This is a genomic window from Cellulomonas sp. P5_C5 (assembly GCF_054049655.1).
The window spans coordinates 41,720-62,991 of the sequence record NZ_JBFULY010000016.1 but is presented as its reverse complement, the minus strand read 5'-3'; the positions used below and the strand labels follow the sequence as shown (position 1 = coordinate 62,991).

At 70.2% G+C, this 21,272-nt stretch carries 21 protein-coding genes; 11 read left to right on the top strand and 10 right to left on the bottom strand.

The annotated features are described in order from the left end of the window. Positions 1–122: 122 nt before the first annotated feature. A complete protein-coding gene (locus ACXJKF_RS14100; protein ID WP_456788335.1) occupies positions 123–401 on the bottom strand; it encodes a hypothetical protein in 279 nt (92 codons plus the stop codon). A 139-nt stretch (positions 402–540) separates the two neighbouring features. On the opposite strand from ACXJKF_RS14100, the gene ACXJKF_RS14095 reads away from it, so the two are divergent. The 3 genes from ACXJKF_RS14095 to ACXJKF_RS14085 all read left to right on the top strand — a co-directional run bounded on the left by ACXJKF_RS14095 (position 541) and on the right by ACXJKF_RS14085 (position 2,550). Continuing rightward, positions 541–1,116, top strand: a complete 576-nt coding sequence (locus tag ACXJKF_RS14095; protein ID WP_456788334.1) for a hypothetical protein — start codon at positions 541–543, stop codon at positions 1,114–1,116. 11 nt (positions 1,117–1,127) lie between these two features. Continuing rightward, complete coding sequence (locus ACXJKF_RS14090) at positions 1,128–1,649, top strand: uracil-DNA glycosylase family protein (RefSeq protein ID WP_456788333.1); 522 nt, start codon at positions 1,128–1,130, stop codon at positions 1,647–1,649. Positions 1,650–1,827: 178 nt separating this feature from the next. Beyond that, entirely contained in the window at positions 1,828–2,550 is a 723-nt protein-coding gene (locus tag ACXJKF_RS14085; RefSeq protein WP_456788332.1) for a hypothetical protein, read from the top strand. A gap of 21 nt (positions 2,551–2,571) precedes the next feature. Here ACXJKF_RS14085 and ACXJKF_RS14080 read toward each other — a convergent pair whose 3' ends face one another. Further along, a complete protein-coding gene (locus ACXJKF_RS14080; RefSeq protein WP_456788331.1) occupies positions 2,572–3,690 on the bottom strand; it encodes a GTPase in 1,119 nt (372 codons plus the stop codon). Between the two features lie 566 nt (positions 3,691–4,256). Between ACXJKF_RS14080 and ACXJKF_RS14075 the strand changes: the two genes are divergently transcribed. From ACXJKF_RS14075 to ACXJKF_RS14060, 4 genes are all read left to right on the top strand, one after another. Beyond that, positions 4,257–4,391 carry a hypothetical protein gene (locus ACXJKF_RS14075; protein ID WP_456788330.1) on the top strand — a complete coding sequence of 45 codons (135 nt, stop codon included), beginning with the start codon at positions 4,257–4,259 and terminating at the stop codon, positions 4,389–4,391. Beyond that, positions 4,384–4,875, top strand: coding sequence for a hypothetical protein (locus ACXJKF_RS14070; RefSeq protein ID WP_456788329.1), 492 nt, complete (start codon positions 4,384–4,386; stop codon positions 4,873–4,875). The genes ACXJKF_RS14075 and ACXJKF_RS14070 overlap by 8 nt, the downstream gene beginning before the upstream one ends. 209 nt (positions 4,876–5,084) lie before the next feature. Further along, on the top strand, positions 5,085–8,231 hold the full coding sequence (locus ACXJKF_RS14065; protein ID WP_456788328.1) for a CHAT domain-containing protein: 3,147 nt from the start codon (positions 5,085–5,087) through the stop codon (positions 8,229–8,231). A 217-nt stretch (positions 8,232–8,448) separates the two neighbouring features. Beyond that, positions 8,449–9,612, top strand: a complete 1,164-nt coding sequence (locus ACXJKF_RS14060; protein ID WP_456788327.1) for a class I SAM-dependent methyltransferase — start codon at positions 8,449–8,451, stop codon at positions 9,610–9,612. Here ACXJKF_RS14060 and ACXJKF_RS14055 read toward each other — a convergent pair. Continuing rightward, complete coding sequence (locus ACXJKF_RS14055) at positions 9,594–10,040, bottom strand: hypothetical protein (protein WP_456788326.1); 447 nt, start codon at positions 10,038–10,040, stop codon at positions 9,594–9,596. The genes ACXJKF_RS14060 and ACXJKF_RS14055 overlap by 19 nt on opposite strands. A 112-nt stretch (positions 10,041–10,152) precedes the next feature. Between ACXJKF_RS14055 and ACXJKF_RS14050 the strand changes: the two genes are divergently transcribed. Genes ACXJKF_RS14050 through ACXJKF_RS14040 form a run of 3 tightly spaced genes read left to right on the top strand, consistent with a single transcriptional unit; the run spans position 10,153 to position 14,441 of the window. Further along, positions 10,153–11,538, top strand: a complete 1,386-nt coding sequence (locus ACXJKF_RS14050; RefSeq protein ID WP_456788325.1) for a magnesium chelatase — start codon at positions 10,153–10,155, stop codon at positions 11,536–11,538. Further along, complete coding sequence (locus ACXJKF_RS14045; protein ID WP_456788324.1) at positions 11,531–13,504, top strand: vWA domain-containing protein; 1,974 nt, start codon at positions 11,531–11,533, stop codon at positions 13,502–13,504. Before ACXJKF_RS14050 ends, ACXJKF_RS14045 begins: the two co-directional genes overlap by 8 nt. A 40-nt stretch (positions 13,505–13,544) precedes the next feature. Further along, on the top strand, positions 13,545–14,441 hold the full coding sequence (locus tag ACXJKF_RS14040; protein ID WP_456788323.1) for an SDR family oxidoreductase: 897 nt from the start codon (positions 13,545–13,547) through the stop codon (positions 14,439–14,441). A gap of 9 nt (positions 14,442–14,450) precedes the next feature. On the opposite strand, the gene ACXJKF_RS14035 is transcribed toward ACXJKF_RS14040, so the two are convergent. From ACXJKF_RS14035 to ACXJKF_RS14020, 4 genes are all read right to left on the bottom strand, one after another. After that, entirely contained in the window at positions 14,451–15,212 is a 762-nt protein-coding gene (locus tag ACXJKF_RS14035) for an SCO1664 family protein (RefSeq protein ID WP_456788322.1), read from the bottom strand. After that, the gene (locus tag ACXJKF_RS14030; RefSeq protein ID WP_456788321.1) at positions 15,209–15,748 is read right to left on the bottom strand and encodes a DUF3090 domain-containing protein; all 540 of its coding nucleotides are present in this window, start codon (positions 15,746–15,748) and stop codon (positions 15,209–15,211) included. Before ACXJKF_RS14030 ends, ACXJKF_RS14035 begins: the two co-directional genes overlap by 4 nt. 10 nt (positions 15,749–15,758) lie before the next feature. Further along, entirely contained in the window at positions 15,759–16,442 is a 684-nt protein-coding gene (locus ACXJKF_RS14025) for a histidine phosphatase family protein (RefSeq protein ID WP_456788320.1), read from the bottom strand. A 124-nt stretch (positions 16,443–16,566) separates the two neighbouring features. Further along, positions 16,567–17,031, bottom strand: coding sequence for a phage tail protein (locus tag ACXJKF_RS14020; protein WP_456788319.1), 465 nt, complete (start codon positions 17,029–17,031; stop codon positions 16,567–16,569). 71 nt (positions 17,032–17,102) lie between these two features. Between ACXJKF_RS14020 and ACXJKF_RS14015 the strand changes: the two genes are divergently transcribed. Beyond that, positions 17,103–17,753 (top strand): DNA alkylation repair protein, encoded by a 651-nt coding sequence (locus tag ACXJKF_RS14015; protein WP_456788318.1) that lies wholly within the window; start codon positions 17,103–17,105, stop codon positions 17,751–17,753. A gap of 3 nt (positions 17,754–17,756) precedes the next feature. Here the strand turns inward: ACXJKF_RS14015 and ACXJKF_RS14010 are convergent, their stop codons facing one another. Genes ACXJKF_RS14010 through ACXJKF_RS14000 form a run of 3 tightly spaced genes read right to left on the bottom strand, consistent with a single transcriptional unit; the run spans position 17,757 to position 21,257 of the window. Then, entirely contained in the window at positions 17,757–19,400 is a 1,644-nt protein-coding gene (locus ACXJKF_RS14010) for a phospholipase D family protein (RefSeq protein ID WP_456788317.1), read from the bottom strand. A 31-nt stretch (positions 19,401–19,431) separates the two neighbouring features. After that, positions 19,432–20,331 (bottom strand): carbohydrate ABC transporter permease, encoded by a 900-nt coding sequence (locus ACXJKF_RS14005; RefSeq protein ID WP_456788316.1) that lies wholly within the window; start codon positions 20,329–20,331, stop codon positions 19,432–19,434. Continuing rightward, positions 20,331–21,257, bottom strand: a complete 927-nt coding sequence (locus ACXJKF_RS14000; protein ID WP_456788315.1) for a carbohydrate ABC transporter permease — start codon at positions 21,255–21,257, stop codon at positions 20,331–20,333. Before ACXJKF_RS14000 ends, ACXJKF_RS14005 begins: the two co-directional genes overlap by 1 nt. Between the last annotated feature and the right edge of the window lie 15 nt (positions 21,258–21,272).

Genomic DNA, 21,272 nt, shown 5'->3' with positions numbered 1-21,272 from the left:
CTACAAGGTAGCGACTGCCGAGTGCGGTGCGCTAGGAAAGGGCTGCGGGAACAGACCGACGCGCGTCGTCACTCTCGTGGCAGCGGGGTGACAGAACTTGGACAAGTAGGTGTCACTGTCAACTATCCGCGCAGCAGACCCTCGTCGCCGTCCTGCTGACTGCGGAAGAGCTCGACGTCCTCGAGATCGCCGTCGCCGAATGCTTCGACTGGTTCAACCACCTGCACGGCGAGATCGTCCTGATCCCACCCGCCGAGCAAAAGGACACCTACTGCCGTTCTCAGCACCGTGGGCGGGCGATTGGCGCCGCCTCGGGCGTTTGATAGCGAACCTGCTTGCCTCGAGGCGCCCAGCAGCGCCGGGATCACTTCGGGCGGCCCCCAGCTTCGATTTCCCGCCACGTCCTGCTCTCTGCGTTCACGCGCCGGCGATCAGGACGCACCTAGGTGCGTCCTGATGGGCATCGAGGCGCTTGTCCGGCAGACGCACGGCCGGGGCATTGAGCGACCTAGCGCCTGGTGCACCTCGTACCCTGAGCCCGTGGCGTGGACCAGCGACGAAGCGGCCGGCGGCGCGACGGCTCCCCGTCGGGCGACGCCACCGGGCAGGACAGCGGAACTCCTTGCGGCTCTGGCCGAGTACCGGATCGCCAGGCGCCGCTTGCTGGAGCTGATCGGGTTGGCAACGAGCAACCGGGATCCTGTGCCGGAGCTGGCCGAGCACCTGGTGGCCGAAATCCTGGGCGGTGTGCTCGCGGACTCTCGGGTGCAGGCGGGCTGGGACGTCGTGACATCCGAAGGTGCTGTGCAGGTGCGTACCCTGTCGAACTCTGGCTCGGACCGGTGGGTCAACGAGCACGTCGTCCAGTCGATGGCCACGGTGGACCGCTACGCGCTGGTGATCGTCGAAGACTTGGCGATCTCTGCCGTGCTGGTGTTTCCGGCGGACCTGAGTCGCGTGGGAGCCCATCTCGGCAAGCGGCACGGCAACCAGACCGCCACGCTGCAGTTGACGCGACTGGACTACACACGGCTCATGGACGACCGCCCCGGCGCCGCAGCGGCCGGGGTGCAGATCTGGACGCCCGCCGACCTCGAGAGCGGCGAGCGCCGGTGATAGGTCACCAGGTGCAGGTCACCGCGGACGGGGCGCGGACGCTCACGCTGGCTGACTTGTGGCCAGAACCGTGCACGGCCGTGATTGTCGGTGTGAACCCGGCGCCGCGGAGCGTTGAGGCGGGTCACTACTACCAGGGCTCCGACGTTCGAAGGGCGCTGTCACGGCTGCGGACCGCCGGGTTGCTGCCACCCGACAGCGGTGGATTCGCCGACGACGAGGCGATGGCGGCGGGCATCGGCTTCACCGACGTCGTCAAGCGCCCCACGCGTCGGTCCACCGAGCTCAGTCCGCGGGAGCTGGCTGACGGCCGTGCGCGCCTGCGCGTCGATCTCGAGGCACGCCGGGTCCCGCTGGTGGTGTGCGTGTTCAAGCCGGCGGTCGAGGCGCTTCTGGGGCACGCTGGCCCACCGGGCTTTCAAGCCGTTGCGGTCGCCGGGTCCCGGGTCTTCCGGATGCCGGGACCCTACGCGCCGTCGGCTGATGCTCAGCTCGCGATGCAGGAGCTCGCTGCCCACCTGGCTGGCCGCTGATGATCGGCGATGGTGGTCCGTTGGCGCCGAAACCGCGGGACCTCCAGATACATGGACTCGGTCGCAGCCGCAGCTCGGGGCACGCTCGAATACTTCGGGCTCGGAGCGGATGCGCCGGCAAGTGACGTGACCGAGGTTCTCGTCAATGCTGGGCACGAACGATCGCTACGGTCGTGGCGTGGACTTCACTGCGCTGCTCATCGCACTTCTGTCGACCGCGCTCGCAATCTTCAGCCTTCGAGAGGCGAGACGGACTGCCGCGAGGCAGAGCGATTCCGACCTCGAACTTGAAAAGTTGCGGCATCAGTTTGACCGTGACGACCGTGCGCTCGCGCGCACACTCGAACTCGAGGACCGGMTCGAGGCACACCGCGAACCCTTGATCGAGGTCGTCGAGGAGTTGAGGCGCCGGATCTCGAACATCCGAGAGGGAGCATTCCTTGCGACCTATCTCGAGAGCGACGAGACCGGGCGGCACGACCTGGCGCTGTTAGGAACGGAGTACCGATTCGGCGCCTACTGGGCGACGGTCGCAGGCCTCCGGGCTGGACTCAGTGCTTGGGAGCTCGATAGGTACCAGTCGACGGCCGACGTCACCCGAGCGCTCGTCGATGTGGAACGAGCGTTCTCCGACGACGGTAATCCAGAGCTCATGGTGTGGCGCGAAGAGCAGCGTGCGATCGGCGAGCTACTGCTCGGCGCGGACGCGCGGCACCCAATCGGATTTGCTGAGTTTGCGGCGCGCTATGAGACCGATCTTGGACGTTGGTTCGCCTCGATTCGCTCAGACTTGGAGCGGGCGGACGTCGCCGATGGTGCCCGGCTACCTGAGCTCGACGGTCGACTAGCAGCTCTGCAGCTGGTCCTCGTGGGCCACAGACCGGTGGAACCCAACGTCTAGAGCGCTGGACAACGTCCGAGTTCAGGAGTCAGTGGGCGCCGCGGGTCGCTGAGTGCTTCCGCCAGCTCCGGCGCCCTTCTTGACGTTGTCGGTAAAGGTTGCCGCCAGGTCTGCCACCTGCTGGGCATCGTTCAGATCGAGTTTGCCCGTGAACACTCGCTCGGTCGTGATGCGCCAGCTCTCGCCGACAACGCCAGTGATTGTGGCTGCGACGGCCGCCGATACAACGGAGCCAACTCCGGGCACGAGCTTGATCAAACTCGCGGCTGCGAGTTTCCCGCCAGTCGCGGCCGTCGCCGTTGCTGCGCCGACGAGTTTCACTGCCTGCGCCTTCGGGACTCCGTAAACCGAAGCGATCTTGGCCATCATCGCGGCCTGCGCGGGGACGAGCACGGCCGCGTCCGCGAGCGGAATTGGCGTCGCCCCCACACCGCCCGCGAAGGCGACAGCACCAGCGATCCACGAGCGCGCGTACCTAGCCTTGATAGAAAGGTCGATCTTCTGCGCTGCCGCAAGGGCGATGCGTTGCGCCTCCGGAACGACCCGATAGGTCACCGTGAGCAGGTCCTCCAGACCGAAGCGGGCGACGCCGTTGAACGCGTCGTCCACGGCAGCGGTAACTATCGGGCGACCGCCGACGATGGGGAGGTCCATCTTCTCGATCRCATCACTCAGTGCAACCGCCGCGGGATCGACTGTGCCGTCTCGCACGTTCACCTTCGTCAAAACGAGCACGACGGGTATCCCTCTCGCCGCGACCTCCCGGATGACCTTCTGCTGGCCCTGCTCGAGGCGGTCGGTCTTGYTGTTTACGCAGTACCAAGCGACGTGGATCAGCGCACCTACGTCGCCACGCCGGTTGCGCTTGATGCGCCGCCGGAGGTCCCGCACGGGTGACTTGTCGCCGAGCTCCAGTCCGGCGCCGTCATAGATCGCGATCGTCCCTGCCTCGTTGGTGAACAACTCGGTCTCGGTGGTCACTGGTTCGCCCACACCTGTCACGGCAAAGGGCGCTCCAAAAATCGCGTTGAGCAGAGTCGACTTGCCTGCGCCGGTCGCGCCGTACAAGGCGATGTTGACCCTCTGCTCGACAGCCTCGTCCTCGATTGCTGTGGCAAGGTCGCCGTCGTCGGTTGTCATGTGCCCATCATTGCCTGGTGGTGCCTCCGCGAAGCGGAAGCCGCTCGACCCGTGGGAGCTGAAGGCGGAACTCGAGTCGAGCCCGAGGGAGGGAGACATCCACGGCCGTCGCCTAACCCATGCTCCCTCAACCTGGAGCGATCAGGTTGGTATCAGCCGTTTGCGGCCGCCAGGTGGCCGTTCGGTAGGTGCCGTGGTCGTGTTGACCATGTCAACGGATCGGCCCGAGTCGGGTCCGAATCGACGGATCCGCGATCGCGGACCCGCAGATCAGACGTTCGCCATCGTCCGCCGGGTCTCATCGAATCGCTTTCGATTCCCGCCACCTTCAATTCCCGCATCTCGTGAGGCTGCGGATTGCTGTTCACGTGTTGTCAGCCCGGTGAGTGTGGGCAGTCAGGGCATGCTCCGGGCAGGGGCTGCTTTCTGCGCGTCCGAACTGGGACATCCTGAGMGTTGCTGGCGAGCGAGCTACCCCCCGAGCTCGCACGCTGCGCCACCCCTTTCGAGAGGTACCAAACCCGACCATGATGTGAGCAGGAACGCGGCGCGGCGAAGGGGGAGCCATGGCCGGCGAGACGCACGAGGGCGACCAGGAGAAGGCGCCCGAGCCGGGGCCCGCTGACCGGCCGGCGTTCCTGCGCAGTATCAGCATCCGCGGCCCGCACAAGGCGCCGGACCCCGAGCCGGACGATGAGTGACCAGGGCGAGGTGTACGCCGCGTTCATCGCCAGGAATGTTGCGACGGAGCGGGAGCGACGGACCGCTCTGGAGAGTAGGGCGACCACCGTCACGTCGACGTCGGCCGCGCTCGTCGCGCTGGTCGCGACGGTCAGCGGGTGGCTTGCCGGGAGTGGGCGGGTCTATGCGGCTGGGACCGTCACGGCCGTTGTGGTCGCTCTGGCGTTGTTCGTCGCGTCGGCATTCCTCGCGCTGGTGTGCGGGCAGCTCCGGGCGTACCAGGTGCCAGACCCGGAGTTCTTGAAGGAGTTCCTCTCCACCCGGTGGACCGACACGGAGATCACCGCACGGAACAACGCTGCGTGGCTGGATCTCGACACCCTCACGACTCTGCGCGACGGCAATGCGATCAAGTCCATGGCACTGGACTGGTCATTGCGCACGCAGCTGCTGGCCCTCGTGGCTCTCGCTGTCGCCGTGGCCTGGGAAGTGGCTTCGTCCTGAGCGAGGTTGCGCCGGACGCCTGACGATGAGGAGTCGCGATGTCGATGCCCGAGCCGCAGAGCGATAACGAGGTCGTCCGGATCACGAGCGTGCTCGGGGACTGGCGAACCGCCCTGGGCGACCGACGTGACGCCGAACGAGCCTCGCAGGTCGAGGCCGACGCTCGCCGGCTCGAGTCACTTCTCGACGGAAGTCGGGGCGCTCGCCCGGTGGCCAGAGTCGCTGGTCCGGCGCTCTACGAGCTTGGCTGGTGGCACCATGTCCGCAGCCGCCGGGTGGACGGGAGTCGTGACGAGGAGGAGTTCGTCGCCGCTCTCGTGAAGTTCACCGACGTACGGATCTTGTCCGATGACACGATGCCGATCTCGGCGCTGCCCGACGAGGTGGCAGCCTGCGCGCGCGGCGAGCTGGCGGACGGCACCTGGCAGATGGACGCGTGGCTCGGCGTCGAGTCGGCGCGTCTGGGGCTGGCGGTGGAGCGGCACGACCGTGTCGACGAGCTCCGCGAGCTCGTCTCGGTCGAGCGTCGGAGGCTGGGGGCGTCACCGGCGGCCGGTGACGAGCGGAGCGGGCTGGTCGTGTCCCTCGCGTTGGCCCTGCGCAAGCTGGGCGTTCGGACGGCGGACGCCGCCGCTCTGGGCGAGGCCGCGGAGCTGCTCGAAGAAGCACTGCGCGAACGACACGAGCCGGTGCACGAGGGAGCGCTCCGCTCCAATCTCGCGAACGTCCTGCGGGACACGTTCGACGTGACCGGCGACCCCGCGCTTCCGGCGGAGGCGTGGCGGTCGGCGTGCCTCGGCCTGGAGCTGGCGGGCGACTCGGACAACCGGTTCGCTGCGGCGATCGCGGTGGCGCTCACGGGACTGCAGCTGTTCCACGTCTCGGAGGACCGCGAGGTTCTCGATTCGGCGATCGAGAAGGCGACCGCGGCGCTCGACGGGTCCAGTCCCGGAGCGGCGGGCGTCGGAACCCTGGCGACGACGCTCGCGCAGCTGCTCCAGTGGAAGTACCAGCAGGCAGGTCGTCCGACCGACCTCGACCGGAGGGTCGCGCTCGGTCGTTCGGCCGTCGAGTCGGCCCGCGGCGCCAAGGAGAGCGTGTACGCCCACGCCGCTCTGGCGGAGACGCTGGTCGACCGGTACTGGGCCTTTGACGATCCCGCGGATCTCGACGAGGCCGTGGTGAGCCAGGAGCGCGCCGTTGCCCTCCTGGATGCCGACGATCCCGCCCAGCACGAGGTGCGTGCGAACTTCGCCGGTCTGCTCCGCACTGTGGGTGAGGCTCGGTCGTCGAGACCCGATCTTGACCGGGCGGTCGACGAGGTCAGGGCAGCGCTCACGTTCTGCGCGCCTGACGATCCGGGCAGACCACGAACGCTCGAGATCGCCGCGACGACACTTGAGGTGCGGTACCGCCTGTTTCACGACCGCCCTGACCTTGACGAGGCGATTGCTGCTGCCCGCGACGCCGCACGGGCGACGGGCTCGGCGGACCCTGAGCTCGCGCGACGGTACGGGCACCTCCTGGTCGTCCTCGAGCACCGATTCCGTCTGGAGCCGCACCCGGACCTGGTTGCGCTCGACGAGCTCGTCGTGGTGGGCCAGTCAGCCGTCGACGCGTGCCAGGCGACCGCGACCGAGTACGTCGGCCACGCCGTGTCAGCCGCCCGGTTCTACGAGCTGCGCTTCGACCTGGTCGGGGACGGCGACGACGCTCGCCGTGCGTGGAGGCTCTACGACGAGGCGGGTGCCCATCCGCTGGGGCGGGCCGCGGTGCGCTACGACGCCGCCGTCGCGGGGGCTCGCCTCGCGGAGCGCCTTGGCGATGCCGATGCGGCGTACGCGGGCTACCGACGAGCGTCTCGGCTCCTTGCAGACCTGGCCTGGCGTGGGGTCACGCTTCCGCGGCGCGTGCAGGCACTGGAGGGGCACGGCTGGGTCGTCGCGGCAGCTGCTGAGCTGGCCCTCGAAGCAGGGCGCGTCGAGGACGCGCTCGATGTGCTCGAGGAGAACCGGGAGCAGATCTGGCAGCAGGACTCCGAGCTCGCGGCCGACCTGTCGGCACTGCGCGAGGCCGACCCAGGGCTCGCCGCCGAGGTCGAGGCCGCGCGTGACCGGCTGACCGCTGTCGAGCGCGCTCCGGAAGGGCAGGCGGGCGCGCTCGACGCGCGGGGTGCTCCCCGACGCGCAGCAGTCGCCGAGTGGGAGGGGCTGTTGTCTCGGGCGCGCGCGCTGCCGGGCCTGCAGAATCTCCTTCGGCGTCCGGAGGTTGCCGACCTCCGGCGAGCGGTCGGGAGCCGGACGGTCGTCCTCGTGGTACCTGGTCGGCGCCACGGGTTCGCGATCGTGCTTCAGGGCGAGTCGCTGCGCGCGATCCGCCTCCCGCGAGCGACGCGGGCCGCGGCGGAGGAGATCGCCACGGGTGCACGCGAGGCGCTGGCTCGGCTGGTCGACGATCCGGCGGACCTCGAGCAGGTCGGGGTGGAGGTCCGTCGAGTGCTGGAGTGGTGCTGGGTGTCCGTCGTGGCGCCCGTGCTCAGGGCGCTCGATTGGATAGACGAGCCGGGTCCCGCGGACGAGCTCGCTGCTCGACGAGTGTGGTGGTGCCCGACCGGCGCCCTCGTGTCGATGCCGCTGCACGCTGCTCAGAGCAGCGGCGAGGGGACGGCCGGGGTGGTCAGCGCGCTCGACCGCTGCGTCTCGTCGTTCACGGGCAGTCTGCGCGGGCTTGCCGACGCCGTTCGCCGTGGTGCCGACCTCGGTCCGGTCTCGCAGGTCTCGCTCGTCGGGTCGGCGGACGGTCTCGCCGACTACCCCCTCGCGCACGTCCGGGACGAGCTCGACGCCGTCGCGTCCCAGGTGCCGGCGCCTGAGCGCCACGACGACCCGTCCCCGACCGTCGCGGAGGTGCTCGACCTGATCGCGCGGTCGTCGGCCCTGCACCTCGCGTGCCACGCGCGCAACCAGGACGGCTCGGTTCCGGCCGCCCTCCTGCTGCGTGACGGTGCCGTCGAGCTGCCGATGCTCGGGGCCTACCGACCCAGGGACGCCGCGTGGGCCTTCATCTCCGCCTGCGGGACCGCGGAGACCGAGCTGGGGGTCGCCGACGAGCACCTGACGTTGGCGGCGGGCTTCCAGGCGGCCGGCTACCCGTACGTGGTCGGGACCCTCTGGAGCATCGTCGACCAGGTGGCTGCCGAGGTCGCACGCGAGGTCTACCGGCAGATCCGTCGCCCGGACGGGCTCGACCTCGCCCGATCGGCCGCAGCGATCAACACCGTCACCGGTCGCCTGCGGTCGGACTTCGCAGAGTTCGCCTTCCTCTGGGCCGCTCACGTGCACTACGGCCCGGACTAGCGCGTCGGGCGTCGGGCGCAACGACCAGCGGTCGTGAAGGCGGCCGCAGCCGTCCGCGTGTACTCGCCGAAGCTGCTTCGACTCACGCCACCCACACAAGGACATGCCTCTGACGTGAGCGCAGTCGGGTCAAGCGCGCTTCGCGATGCATTGGTGCGGAAGCCCCGGTTCCGGCTGCACACAACCCTGTGGCTCACCTGCGGTTAGCCTCGGTGGCGTGGATGCGGCGGCGGGGCATGACGACACCGACGTGCTCGCCGACCTCCGGCGCCACCCCGACCTCGAGGCGCCGAACCTGCACGCGGTCGACGCAAGCGACCGGCTGGTCCTCGACGAGGCCGCGGACGATCTGGCGGGAGCCACGGGCGGCTCCGTCGTCGTGATCGGCGACCATCACGGGGCGCTGACGCTCGGTGCGATCGCGCGGCACGGGCTGTCCGGGGTCCGGACGCACGAGGACCGGCTGCTCGGCGAGCGGGCGCTTCACGCGAACGCCGAGAGGCTCGGGCTCGACGGGTTCACGAGTCACGGGCTGACGCCGGAGCTTGTCGCGGGTGCGCGCGTGGTGCTGCTGCAGCTGCCGCGGTCACTCGACGCGCTCGATGAGATCGCGGGTCTGATCGCCGAGAACGCGGACCCGGAGGTGGTTGTCTACGCGGGTGGCCGGGTCAAGCACATGACGCCGGCGATGAACGAGGTCCTCGGGCGCTATTTCGCCACCGTGCGGGCGCACCTGGCCAGGCAGAAGTCACGCGTGCTCCTGGCGTCAGGTCCGAAGTCAGAGCGCCCATCGAAGCGCTGGCCCGAGCGCACGGAGCACCCGGACCTCGGCATCACGGTGTGCGCGCACGGTGGCGCGTTCGCCGGGGCGGGGATCGACATCGGCACGCGCGCACTGCTGCAGCACCTCGACGCGATCCCGACGGACATCACGTCGGCGGTCGATCTCGGCTGTGGCACGGGGGTCCTGGCCGTCGTGCTCGCGCGAGCGAACGAGGGGCTGACCGTCACGGCGACCGACGAGTCCGCCGCCGCGGTGGCGTCGGCMCGAAAGACCGTCGAGGCGAACGGTCTGCACGACAGGGTCGTCGTCCTGCGCGCCGACGGTGCCGAGACGGTTCCCGATGCGAGCGTCGATCTCGTGCTGCTCAATCCGCCGTTCCATGTCGGCGCAGCGGTTCACGACGGGGTGGCCAGGACGCTGTTCGCGGAGGCCGCGCGAATCCTCAGACCCGGTGGCGAGCTGTCGGCGGTGTGGAACTCGCACCTGCGCTATCGGCCGGCACTGGAGCGTGTTGTCGGGCCGACCAGGCAGGTCAGCCGTGACCCGAAGTTCACCGTCACGGTCTCCACTCGACCGGCTCAGGTGCCGCCGATCTGACCCCTCGGTTCGGCCTCGTCGATGAGCGACGTCAGGACCTCCGCGACGAGCGAGTCCGCCATCGCCGCGATGCGGGGGAGCTGCGACTTCTGCATCTTGCGCGGCTGGTGCTGGAGGATCTGGAGAGCCCGGTCGACCTGGTCGGCCCGCTGCTTCCAGCCTGTGGCCTGGACGGAGGCGACGGACTCGACCTCCTGAGACTCGGAGCTCAGGACGATCGACGCTTGCTCCCGCACCGACTCCATCGCCCGAGCGATCTTGGCCTCAGGTGTTCGCGCGCGCTGGACCTCGGCGACCTTCTTGCCCATGGCCTCGAGGCGCTTCTGGATCTCGGGGTTGTTCGCGACGATCACACTGACCTGTGTCGCGAGCTTCTTGGCCAACGGCCACGCAACCGCCAGGGCGATCCCAGTCTTCTTCTTTGCCATCACTGATCCCCTCTGCTGGACCGACCATGCCCCGGCGGCCCTCCATCGGCAACCGTTCACCCGTCGGCGAACTCGGGATGCATCCGGCGAACCCGGACGTACGCTCGGCCGAATGATGCGTCCCACTGCCGCAACCGTCGGCGAGCTCCGCGCTTCCGGCCACGTGCTGACGTCGGTCCGGGAAGAGATCCGCGCCAACCTCCTCACGGCGCTCCGAGAAGGCCGTGACCCGTGGCCGGGCCTCCACGGGTTCGAGGACACGGTCGTCCCGCAGCTCGAGCGTGCGCTGATCGCGGGGCACGACATCGTGCTTCTCGGCGAGCGGGGTCAKGGCAAGACCCGGCTTCTGCGCACGCTCCAAGGTCTGCTCGACGAGTGGTCGCCGGTGATCGACGGGTCCGAGATCGGGGAGCACCCGTTCGAGCCCATCACGGTGGCCAGCAAGCGGCGGGCAGCGGACGAAGGCGACGACCTCCCGATCACCTGGCGGCATCGCGACGAGCGGTACGTCGAGAAGCTCGCGACGCCGGACACGAGCGTCGCGGACCTCATCGGCGACGTGGACCCGATGAAGGTCGCGGCGGGGCGTGCGCTGGGTGACCCGGAGACGATCCACTTCGGGCTCGTGCCGCGGGGGCACCGGGGGATCGTCGCCATCAACGAGCTGCCCGACCTGGCCGAGCGGATCCAGGTCGCGATGCTCAACGTGATGGAGGAGCGGGACATCCAGATCCGCGGGTACGTGCTGCGGCTGCCGCTGGACGTGCTCGTGGTGGCGACGGCGAACCCGGAGGACTACACCAACCGCGGGCGGATCATCACGCCGCTGAAGGACCGGTTCGGGGCGGAGATCCGGACGCACTACCCGACGGAGCTGGCCGACGAGGTCGCGGTCATCCGGCAGGAGGCCGCGCTCCAGGCGGAGGTGCCGGACCACCTCGTCGAGATCCTGGCCCGCTTCACCAGGGCGCTGCGGGAGTCCAGCGCGGTCGACCAGCGCAGCGGGGTGAGCGCGCGGTTCGCCATCGCGGGTGCGGAGACGATCGCTGCGTCGGCCCTGCACCGTGCGGCACGGCAGGGCGAACAGCACGCCGTGGCTCGGCCCGTCGACCTGGAGACCGCTGTCGACGTGCTCGCGGGGAAGATCGAGTTCGAGTCGGGGGAGGAGGGGCGTGAGGACGAGATCCTTGACCACCTGCTGCGCACCGCCACGGCGGAGACGGTGCGCGCGCATCTCCGCGGCATCGACTTCGGCCTCCTGGTGAGTGCGATCCAGGGTGGTGCCATGGTGACCACCGGCGAGCAGGTCACGGCACGCGACGTCCTGACCGGCCTGCCGTCGCTGGGGGAGTCCGAGCTCTACGACGAGATCTGCGCCCGGCTCGGTGCCACCGACGACGGCGAGCGCGCCGCCGCGATCGAGCTCGCGCTGGAGGGTCTGTACCTGTCCCGGCAGATCGGCAAGGAGTCCGGGGGCGGCGAGACGATCTATGGCTAGGGCCAACCGGCGCCTCAAGAAGTACACGCCGTACGTCGACGGGCCGGACCCGCTCGCGCCGCCGGTCGACCTGGCGGAGGCGCTGGACGCGATCGGCGAGGACGTCATGGCCGGCTCCTCGCCCGAGCGGGCGATGCGCGAGTTTTTGCGACGCGGTGGTCGGGATCGAGCCGGGCTGGACGAGCTGGCCCGGCGGGTCGCCGAGAAGCGCAGGGAGCTGACCCAGCGGAACAACCTCGACGGCACGCTCCAGCAGGTCAAGGAGCTGCTCGACCGGGCCGTCCTGGCCGAGCGGAAGCAGCTGGCGCGCGACGTCGACATGGACGAGGGCGACCGCGCGCTCGCGCAGCTGCAGCTCGACAACCTGCCGTCGTCGCCCGCGGCGGCGGTCAACGAGCTCACCGGGTACGACTGGCGCAGCGGCGAGGCGCGTCGCGAGTTCGAGAAGATCAAGGACCTGCTGGGCCGGGAGGCCCTCGACCAGCGCTTCGCCGGCATGAAGGAGGCGCTGGAGAACGCGAGCGACGCCGACCGGGCGGCGCTGAACGCGATGCTGGCCGACCTCAACGGGCTGCTCGAGGCGCGCAAGAACCAGAGCGACACCCAGGAGCAGTTCGACGACTTCATGGCGAAGCACGGGGACTACTTCCCGGAGCAGCCCCGCACTCTCGACGAGCTGCTGAACGCCCTGGCCCAGCGGGCGGCCGCTGCACAGCGGATGCGCAACTCGATGACGCAGGAGCAGCGCGACGAGCTCGACGCGCTCGCGCAGCAGGCGTTCGGCTCGTCGGATCTCATGGACGCTCTCGGCCAGCTCGACGACAACCTCCGGTCGCTGCGGCCCGGTGAGGACTGGGGAGGCTCGGCGCGGCTGGACGGCGAGAACGGGCTCGGGCTCGGCGACGGCACCGGCGTCTTCCAGGACCTCGCCGACCTCGACGCGCTCGCGGAGCAGCTCGCGCAGTCCTACGAGGGCTCCCAGCTGGACGACGTCGACCTCGACAAGCTCGCGCGCCAGCTCGGGCAGGACGCCGTGGTCGACGCCCGCACCCTGCAGCGACTGGAGAAGGCCCTCAACGAGGGCACGATCCGCCGTGGCTCGGACGGTCGGCTCACGCTGACGCCGAAGGCCATGCGCCAGCTGGGGAAGTCCGTCCTCAAGGCCGTCGCCGACACGATGTCCGGCCGCACCGGCGGCCACGAGCTCCGCCGCTCGGGTGCGGCCGGCGAGCCGTCGGGGTCGACCCGGCAGTGGGCGTTCGGGGACACCGAGCCGTGGGACGTCAGCCGGACCATCACGAACGCGCTGGCCCGGGGCTCGCGGACGATCCAGGTGGACGACGTCGAGATCCAGGAGACCGAGGCGCGGACGCAGGCCTGCGTCGCGCTGCTCGTGGACACCTCGTTCTCCATGGCGATGGAGGGGCGCTGGGTGCCCATGAAGCGCACCGCGCTGGCCCTCCACACCCTGGTCACCACCCGGTTCCGCGGGGACGACCTGCAGCTGATCGGCTTCGGGCGCGACGCGAGGGTCATGCAGATCGAGCAGCTGGTCGGGCTCGACGAGAAGTGGGAGAAGGGCACCAACCTGCACCACGCGCTCCTGCTGGCCAACCGGCACTTCCGCAAGCACCCGAACGCCCAGCCGGTGCTCCTGATCGTCACCGACGGCGAGCCGACGTCGCATCTCGAGTCCGACGGTGAGGTCTTCTTCGACTACCCGCCGCACCCGGTCACGATCGCCCTGGCGGTGCGCGAGCTCGACGGCTCGACGCGGCTGGGCGCGCGCACGACGTTCTTCCGTCTCGGCGACGACCCCGGTCTCGCGCGCTTCGTCGACGCCATGGCCAGGCGGGCGGGCGGCACGGTCGTCACGCCCGAGTCCGACGACCTGGGCGCCGCTGTCATCGGGTCGTATCTGAACGCGCGCCGTAACGGCGGCTGGGGTCGCGACGAGGAGTGGTGAGCGACCGATATCGTTATCGAACCTTCTGGAGGAGATGACGATGTCGCCTGACCAGCTCACGTTCGACAACCCCGTCGAGCGCCACTCCCACATCAAGCCGCACGCGTCGTGGCAGCCGCTGCCGGGCCTCGACGCGGAGCTCGACCCGAAGGCAGACCACGGCGAGACCACCTACCGCGGCACCGGTCGGCTGCCCGGCCGCAAGGCGCTGATCACCGGGGGCGACTCGGGGATCGGCGCGGCGGTGGCCATCGCGTTCGCGCGGGAGGGTGCCGACGTGGCGCTGAGCTACCTGCCGGAGGAGCAGGTGGACGCGGAGGCCATCGCGGAGCACGTGCGCGCGGCCGGCCGCACGGCGGTGCTGCTGCCGGGGGACATCCGGGACCGGGAGTTCTGCCGAACTCTGGTCGCCGACGCGGTGGAAGGGCTCGGTGGGCTGGACATCCTGGTGAACAACGCGGCGCACCAGGTGTACCACCAGACGTTCGACGAGCTGGACGAGGCGGACCTGGACCGCACGATCCAGACGAACCTGTACGCGATGTTCTGGATCACGCGGGACGCGCTGCCGCACCTCGGGCCGGGGTCGACCATCATCAACAGCACGTCGGTCCAGGGGTACAACCCGTCGCCGATGATCATCAACTACGCGTCGACCAAGTTCGGGATCATCGGGTTCACCAAGGCGCTCGCCGCCGACCTGGCGCCCCGCGGGATCCGCGTGAACGCCGTCGCGCCCGGGCCGGTGTGGACGCCGTTGCAGGTCTCGGACGGGCAGCCGACGGAGAAGCTGAACGGCTTCGGGGAGTCGTCGTGGCTCGGCCGGACCAGCCAGCCGGTGGAGCAGGCGCCCGCCTACGTCTTCCTCGCGTCGCCGGAGTCGAGCTTCGTGGTGGGCGAGGTCATCAACGTCAACGGCGGGGCGAACGTGCCCTGACCGGTCGGCTCAGAAGAAGGGCCACGGGAACGCCGGCATGTCGCCCGACGGACCGGGGAAGGTGCGCCGCTGGAGCAGTCGGTCGCAGCGGGTGGTGAGCGCCGCCACCTCTGAACGGTCGAGCAGCTCGGACAGTCGTCGACCGAGGTCGGCGTCCAACGCTGAGAGCACCCGTTCCACACCGTCGATCTCCGCCACGTCCAGCGTCTCGCCCCGCCACCCCCACAGGACCGTCCGCAGCTTGTGCTCGACGTGGAAGCTGACGCCGTGGTCGACGCCGTAGCGGTGGCCGGCCTGCGTCGGGAGGACGTGGCCGCCCTTGCGGTCGGCGTTGTTCACGACGACGTCGAACACGGCCATCCGGCGCAGCGCGGGGGAGTCCTCGTGGATCAGGGTGAGGGGCTGGTCGTCCTCGTCGACACCCTGGAAGACCGCGCGCCAGCCCTTCGGCGGGACGGACCGCGCCGGGACGATGTCGACGGGGTCCTGCGAGGCGTCGGGCTGCTGCCAGAGCTGCACCATCCCCGGACCCAGCGGGCCGTCGCGCAGGCAGGTCTCCGGCACGACGTCCCACCCGAACGCCTCCGAGACGAGGTACGCCGCGACCTCCCGGTTCGCCAGCGTGCCGTCGGGGAAGTCCCACAGGGGCCGCTCCCCGGCGACGGGCTTGTAGACGACGCTGACGCCGTCGATCGTGGCGAGGAAGGTCGCGTTCGAGGCGACGGTGATGCGCCCGACGACCTCGAGCTCCCCGCTGACGAGGTCGGTCACGTCGTGGGAGCGCCGCACACGTGGCCGTCGTCAAAGGGCTCGCCGCAGGTCGGGCACAGGGGTCGGCCCGCGCGGACGACCTGTCGGGTGCGGTCGACGAACGCCCGCGCGGTCCCGACCGGCATCCGGACCAGGAGCACCTCGCTCGGCTCGACTGCCTCGTCGTCGCTCTCGTCGTCGCTCTCGTCCAGCCGGAACGCCTCGACGACCACCTGGGCGGTCGACGGGTCCCACGCGAGGCGCAGCAGCCCGGCGCGGAACTGCTCCTCGACGGGCTGGTCCAGGGGTCCGTCGTCGACGAGCTCGGCGGGCGTGGCAGCGGGAACGCTGAACCTGTTCGTCTCGTCGGCCATCAGCGCGTCCAGGATCTCGTCGATCTTGTCGGCGAGCAGGGCGGACTGCTGCTTCTCCAGGGCGACGCTCGCGCTCCGGGCGCCGTCGCGCACCTGGAGGTAGAAGGTCCGCGAACCGGGGGGACCGACGGTGCCGACGACGACACGGTCGGGCCAGTCGAACTGGTGAACAAGAGCCGTCACGTCGCCCACCTTACGATTCGTGACCGGCGCCGCCGCCCACCTGCGCGTCGCCGGCCGGACCGGCGGCGCGCAGCCAGGAGAGGTCACCGGCGTCGGTGTTGGTCGCCACGACCTCGGGCCGGGCGCTCCCGTACCGGACGATCGAGACCGATCCGGGGTTGACGCTGATGCGCTGGAAGAGGTCGAGGTGCATGCCGAGGGCGTCGGCGAGGACGGACTTGACGATGTCCCCGTGCGTCACGGCGACCCAGGCCGCGCCGGCGCCGTGCTCGGCCTCGATCGCTGCGTCGTGCCGACGGATCGCCGCGACGGACCGGTCCTGCATGGCGGCCATCGACTCGCCCCCGGGGAAGGTGACCTCGGAGGGTTGCGTCTGGACCACCGACCACAGCGGGTCCTTGGCGAGCTCGCGGAGGGGCCGACCCTGCCACTGCCCGTAGTCGCACTCGGTGATGCCGGGTTCGATCAGGGTCGTGAGTGCGTGCGGCTCCGCGATGGACCGCGCCGTCTGCCGGCAGCGCGCCAGCGGGCTCGACACCACCGCGACGAGCGGCACGACGGCGATCCGTTCCGCCGCCCGCGCGGCCTGGCTGCGCCCGACGTCGTCCAGGTCGACCCCGGCGGTCCGCCCGCTCAGGATCCCCGCGACGTTCGCCGTGCTCCGACCGTGCCGGACGAGGAGGACTGTGGCCATCCCTGGAGCCTAGGCAGCACGCGCGCGGGGCCGCGCACCGAACCGGACTCTTGACGCGGCTCGGACACCGGGTCATTGGGTGGGGGTACCCGGTGCGCTGGCGCCGGTGCTGGAATGACGCGGCTCAGTGCTCGCCCTTGATCACGAAGAACGAGCCGCGGATCGTGCCGGCGAGCTTCGACTTCTGCCGGGCGAACTTGAAGCGGTCCGCGAGCTCCTCGGGGACGTCCATGCCGTCGGACAGCTTGAACCCGACCGCACGCTTCGACCCCTCCGCCAGGCCGTACAGCACGTTGATCGACAGCCCGGACTCGTAGAACACGTAGGCCCACCGAGTCCCGTCGACGACGAACTGCGTCGCCTCGAGCGGGCGGGACGCGATCACGAGGTCGCGCTCGTCCTTCAGGATGCCGTGCACCCAGTCGACGGTCTCCGTCGCCTCGCTCGCCGGGTCGACCGTGAAGACGTGGTCGAACTTGTTCGTGAAGTAGCGCGCCTCGTTGGCCCGCAGACCGGCGAGCGCCTCGGCCACCGGCGAGGACTCCAGCCCGACGGTGGACACCTCGACGAAGTTGACGGTGTACGACACGTGAAACCCTCCCGACGGTGATCTGACACGGGGAGACTATCCGCGGACGGTCCCCGACGGACGGAGACGGCATGCAGGCATCCGACGTGATGGCGATGCTGCAGGAGCACGCGTCGGCCGATGCCCGCGCGCTGCTGGGGCCGCGGTACGGGATCCACGTCGACGCGGCCCTCGGGGTGTCGATGGCGGACATGAAGCGCGTCGCTCGTGGTCTCGGACGCGACCACGATCTGGCGGCGGACCTGTGGGCGACCGGCGTCTACGAGGCGCGGGTCGTGGCGGGGCTCGTCGACGACCCGGCGGTGGTGACGGTCGCGCAGATGGACGCCTGGTGCGCGGACTTCGACAGCTGGGCGATCTGCGACACCGTGTGCTTCACGCTCTTCGACCGCGCACCGGATGCGTGGAGCCGGCTCGGGCCCTGGGCCGCCGACGACGCGCTGTTCGTACGGCGGGCGTCGTTCGCCCTGCTGTGGAGCCTCGCGCTGCATGACGACGTCGCCGCGGACGACGACTTCCGCGCGGGACTCGGGCTCGTCGAGAAGCACGCAGGGGACGAGCGTCCGCTGGTGGGCAAGTCGATCTCGATGGCGTTGCGAGCGGTGAGCAGGCGGAACGCGGACCTGCGGGCGGCCGTGCTGGCGGCGGCGGAGCGGATGAACGCCTCCGACAGCCTGCCGGCCCGACGCGTGGGTCGGACGGCCCTGCGCGACGTCGGCTAGCAGTCAGTGCTGCCCACGCACCTTCAGCCAGGCTGGTCGCCCGTCGGGGTCGACGATCGCGTGGTACGTCGGCGCGGCGAGCAGACGCTGCCAGAGCGGCATCCGCGCCACGGTGTGGGCGCGCAGCCGGCCGGGCGGGCGCGGGCCGGAGCGTCCGCCCTCGTGCCACGCGTCGAGGGCGGCCGCGCTCGCGCGCACGGCCTCGATCGCGTCGCCCGGGTCGATCAGGCCCTCGTCGTCGTCGCGGTCGAGGTGCTCGCGCAGGAGCTCGAGCCGGAGCTCGCGTGCGAAGCGTCGCGCACCGTCGCCGAGGCCTGCGGGGTCGCGGGGCTCCCGTCCGTCCAGGTGCTGGTCGAGGATCGCGGCGGTGAGCTCGGAGTCGTGCGTCCAGGACCGCCGGTTGAGGTTGTCGCTGCCCACGGTGGCCCAGACGTCGTCGATCACGCAGACCTTGGCGTGCACGTAGACGGGGTGGCCGGCGTGGTTCTCGACGTCGAGGACCTGGACGCGGTCGCCCCCGGCGGCGCGCACGATCTGCAGGGCCTGCGCGTGCCCGAGCCGCACCGGCGGGAGGCCGAGCCGGTCGTCCTGGTCCGGGTACCTCGGGACGACGGCGACGAGGTGGAGCCCGGGCTCACGACGCAGTGCTGCGGCGAAGACCTGCGCGACGTCGGCCGACCACAGGTACTGGTCCTCGACGTAGACGAGCCGCCGGGCCCGCCGCAGCGCCTTGGCGTACCCGCGGGCGGCGCTGCGCTCGCCGGCGGGTGCGAACGGGTACCCGGGACGGCGCTGGGGGTACGTGCGCAGGAGCTGGACCGAGCAGGTGCCGGCCGTCGGCGGGTCGGGTGCCGGCGGCGGGAGCCGGCTGGGCTGGCGGTCCTCCCGACGCACCACGTCGGGCACCGTCTGCCACGGCAGCCTCGACAGTGCGGCGGGATCCTCCCAGCGCTCCCGGAACGCGTCCTCGACGTCGCGGACGGCGGGGCCGCGGATCTCGACGTGGACGTCGTGCCACGGCGGGCGCTGCCCGTACTGGTGGGCGAACGGGAGCGCCTGCGGATCGCCGTGGTGGTCGGCGTCGTCGCGCCGGCCGTGCGCCAGGTCGATCCCGCCGAGCAGGGCGACGTCGTCGGTCGGCCGCCCGGCGTGGCGGATGACCACGAACTTCTGGTGGTGGCTGCCGACCGTCCGCACCCGCTGGTCGAGCAGCACCTCGCCGCCGACGTCGTTGACCCGCTCGGCAAGAGTGCGGTTCTCCTTGTTGGAGAACCGCAGCCGGTCCAGGTGCGAGCGCCACATGAGCCCCTTGACCAGCGCGCCCCGCAGTACGGCGGCCGACAGTGCCTCCCGGACGGTCGCCCCACCGTCCGTCAGCTGCTGGTCGGGGTCTCCGCGCCAGTCGCTGAACAGCACCAGGTCGCCTGGGCCCGCGTGCTCCAGCGCCTCGGCGAGCACGGCGAAGTACGTGGAGCCGTGCACGAGCGGTCGCACCGCGTTGCCCTCGGTCCACGGCCGGATCCGCGTCGCGTCGTTGCCGCGCTGCTCCGCCGTGAGGAACCAGCCGAGCTCGGTCTGCCCGCCGGCGATGGCCGGCAGGCGAACCCCGGACCGGGGACCGCGTCGCCCGTGCGACAGGAGCTGCACGGGTCCAAACTCGCACAGGTGGCGAGGGGCGCTACTTGATCGCCCCCTGGGTCACCCMGGACATCACCCAGCGCTGGGTGAACAGGTACACGATGATCGCGGGCGTCATGGCCATGAGGTACGACGCGAACGCGACGTTGTAGTTGCTGCTGAACTGGGTCTGGAAGATGTTCTGCAGCACGGGGAGGGTCTGCAGCGTGGAGTCGGCGGTGATGAGCGACGGCATCATGAAGTCGTTCCACGAGGCGAGGAACGCGAAGATCGCGACGGTCGCGCTCATCGGGGCCATCATCGGGAAGACGATGCGCCGGAACACCACCCAGGTCGTGGCGCCGTCGAGCCGGGCGCTCTCCTCGAGCTCCTCGGGAAGGCCCCGGATGAAGGCGGTGAACAGCAGGACGCTGAACGACAGCTGGAACATCACGTGCAGGAGCGCGACGCCGACGGGGTTGGCGAGGCCGACCATCCCGGTGAGCTTGACCTGGGAGAGGGCCAGCACGGGGAACGGCAGGAACATCGCGGCGAGCAGGTAGAAGAACGACCAGCGGAAGAACTTGTGGTCCCAGTTGCGGGCGATGGCGTAGGCCGCGAAGGCCGCGAGCAGGACCGTGCCGACGACGGTGACCGCGGTGACGAACACGGAGATGGCGAACGCGCGGGGGAAGTCGGTGAGCTCCCACGCCTGGACGAACCMGTCGACGCTGATCGGGTTCGGCAGGGAGAACACCTGCCCGTCGACGGACTGCTCGGTGGTCTTGAAGGCCATCGTGACGGTCGCGTAGAGCGGCACGATGACGGCGAGCGTGCACAGGACGAGGACGACGGTGGTGCCCCAGCTCGGGCGGTCCTCGCCGCCCTTGCCGAGGAAGCGCCGGCGAGTACGGATCGGGACCTGGGCGGGGGTCGTGGTGACCAGGGTCTGGGCAGTCATCAGAACGCGCTCCTTCCGCGGTTGAGGCGTAGCTGGATCACGGCGAGGACGACGGCGATGAGGAAGAAGATCGTCGCGTTGGCCATCTGGTAGGCGTAGTCGCCGCCGGTGAACCCGGAGAAGATCGTCATGGCGACGCTGCGGGTCGCGGTGCCGGGACCGCCGTTGGTCAGGCCGACGATGATGTCGTACGCGTTGAGGAAGTTCTTGAAGCCGATGACCAGGTTGATCACGACGTAGCCCGCCACGAGCGGCAGCGTGATGGAGACCAGGCGTCGCATCGGGGACGCCCCGTCCATCGACGCCGCCTCGTAGACCTCGGCCGGGATCGACAGGATCCCCGCGATGTAGATGAGCAGGGCGCTGGGGATCGCCTGCCAGGCCGTGACGATGACGATCGTGACCCAGGCCAGGTCCGGGTTGGCCAGCAGGCTCTGCTCGAGCGCCGAGATGCCGACCGCCTGCCCGAGCTGCGGGAGCGAGTTGGAGAACAGGAAGTTGAAGACGTACGCGATGACGATGCCCGAGATGACCATGGGCAGCACGAACGCGGCGCGCAGCGCGATCTTCCCGCGGATCTTGGCGGTCAGGCCGACGGCGAGGAGGAAGGCGAGGAGGTTGACCAGCAGGACCGTGACGAGCGCGAACCCGATGGTGAACAGGTACGAGCTGCGGATCGCGGGGTCCGAGAACAGCGCCACGTAGTTGGTCAGGCCGATGAACTGGAACTCCCCGAACCCGACCGAGTCGGTGAAGCTGAACGTGATGCCCATGATCGCCGGCAGGGTGATGCAGAGCGTGAAGAGGACGAGCGTGGGCAGCAGGAACAGGTAGAACGTCCGGTTGACCCGGGGGCGCCTGGCTCTGATCGGCGTCGGTGCCGCGACGTCGCGGCTCCTCGGCCGGGTGGCAGCTGCTGTGGCCATGAGAGGTCTCCGTTC

What these genes read in the sequence shown, in the direction of transcription:
- ACXJKF_RS14070 (WP_456788329.1), top strand. Translation starts at nt 4,384, where the DNA reads ATGAGTGACCAGGGCGAGGTGTACGCCGCGTTCATCGCCAGGAATGTT.
- ACXJKF_RS14000 (WP_456788315.1), bottom strand. Translation starts at nt 21,257, where the DNA reads ATGGCCACAGCAGCTGCCACCCGGCCGAGGAGCCGCGACGTCGCGGCA.
- ACXJKF_RS14040 (WP_456788323.1), top strand. Translation starts at nt 13,545, where the DNA reads ATGTCGCCTGACCAGCTCACGTTCGACAACCCCGTCGAGCGCCACTCC.
- ACXJKF_RS14015 (WP_456788318.1), top strand. Translation starts at nt 17,103, where the DNA reads ATGCAGGCATCCGACGTGATGGCGATGCTGCAGGAGCACGCGTCGGCC.
- ACXJKF_RS14045 (WP_456788324.1), top strand. Translation starts at nt 11,531, where the DNA reads ATGGCTAGGGCCAACCGGCGCCTCAAGAAGTACACGCCGTACGTCGAC.
- ACXJKF_RS14025 (WP_456788320.1), bottom strand. Translation starts at nt 16,442, where the DNA reads ATGGCCACAGTCCTCCTCGTCCGGCACGGTCGGAGCACGGCGAACGTC.
- ACXJKF_RS14055 (WP_456788326.1), bottom strand. Translation starts at nt 10,040, where the DNA reads ATGGCAAAGAAGAAGACTGGGATCGCCCTGGCGGTTGCGTGGCCGTTG.
- ACXJKF_RS14075 (WP_456788330.1), top strand. Translation starts at nt 4,257, where the DNA reads ATGGCCGGCGAGACGCACGAGGGCGACCAGGAGAAGGCGCCCGAGCCG.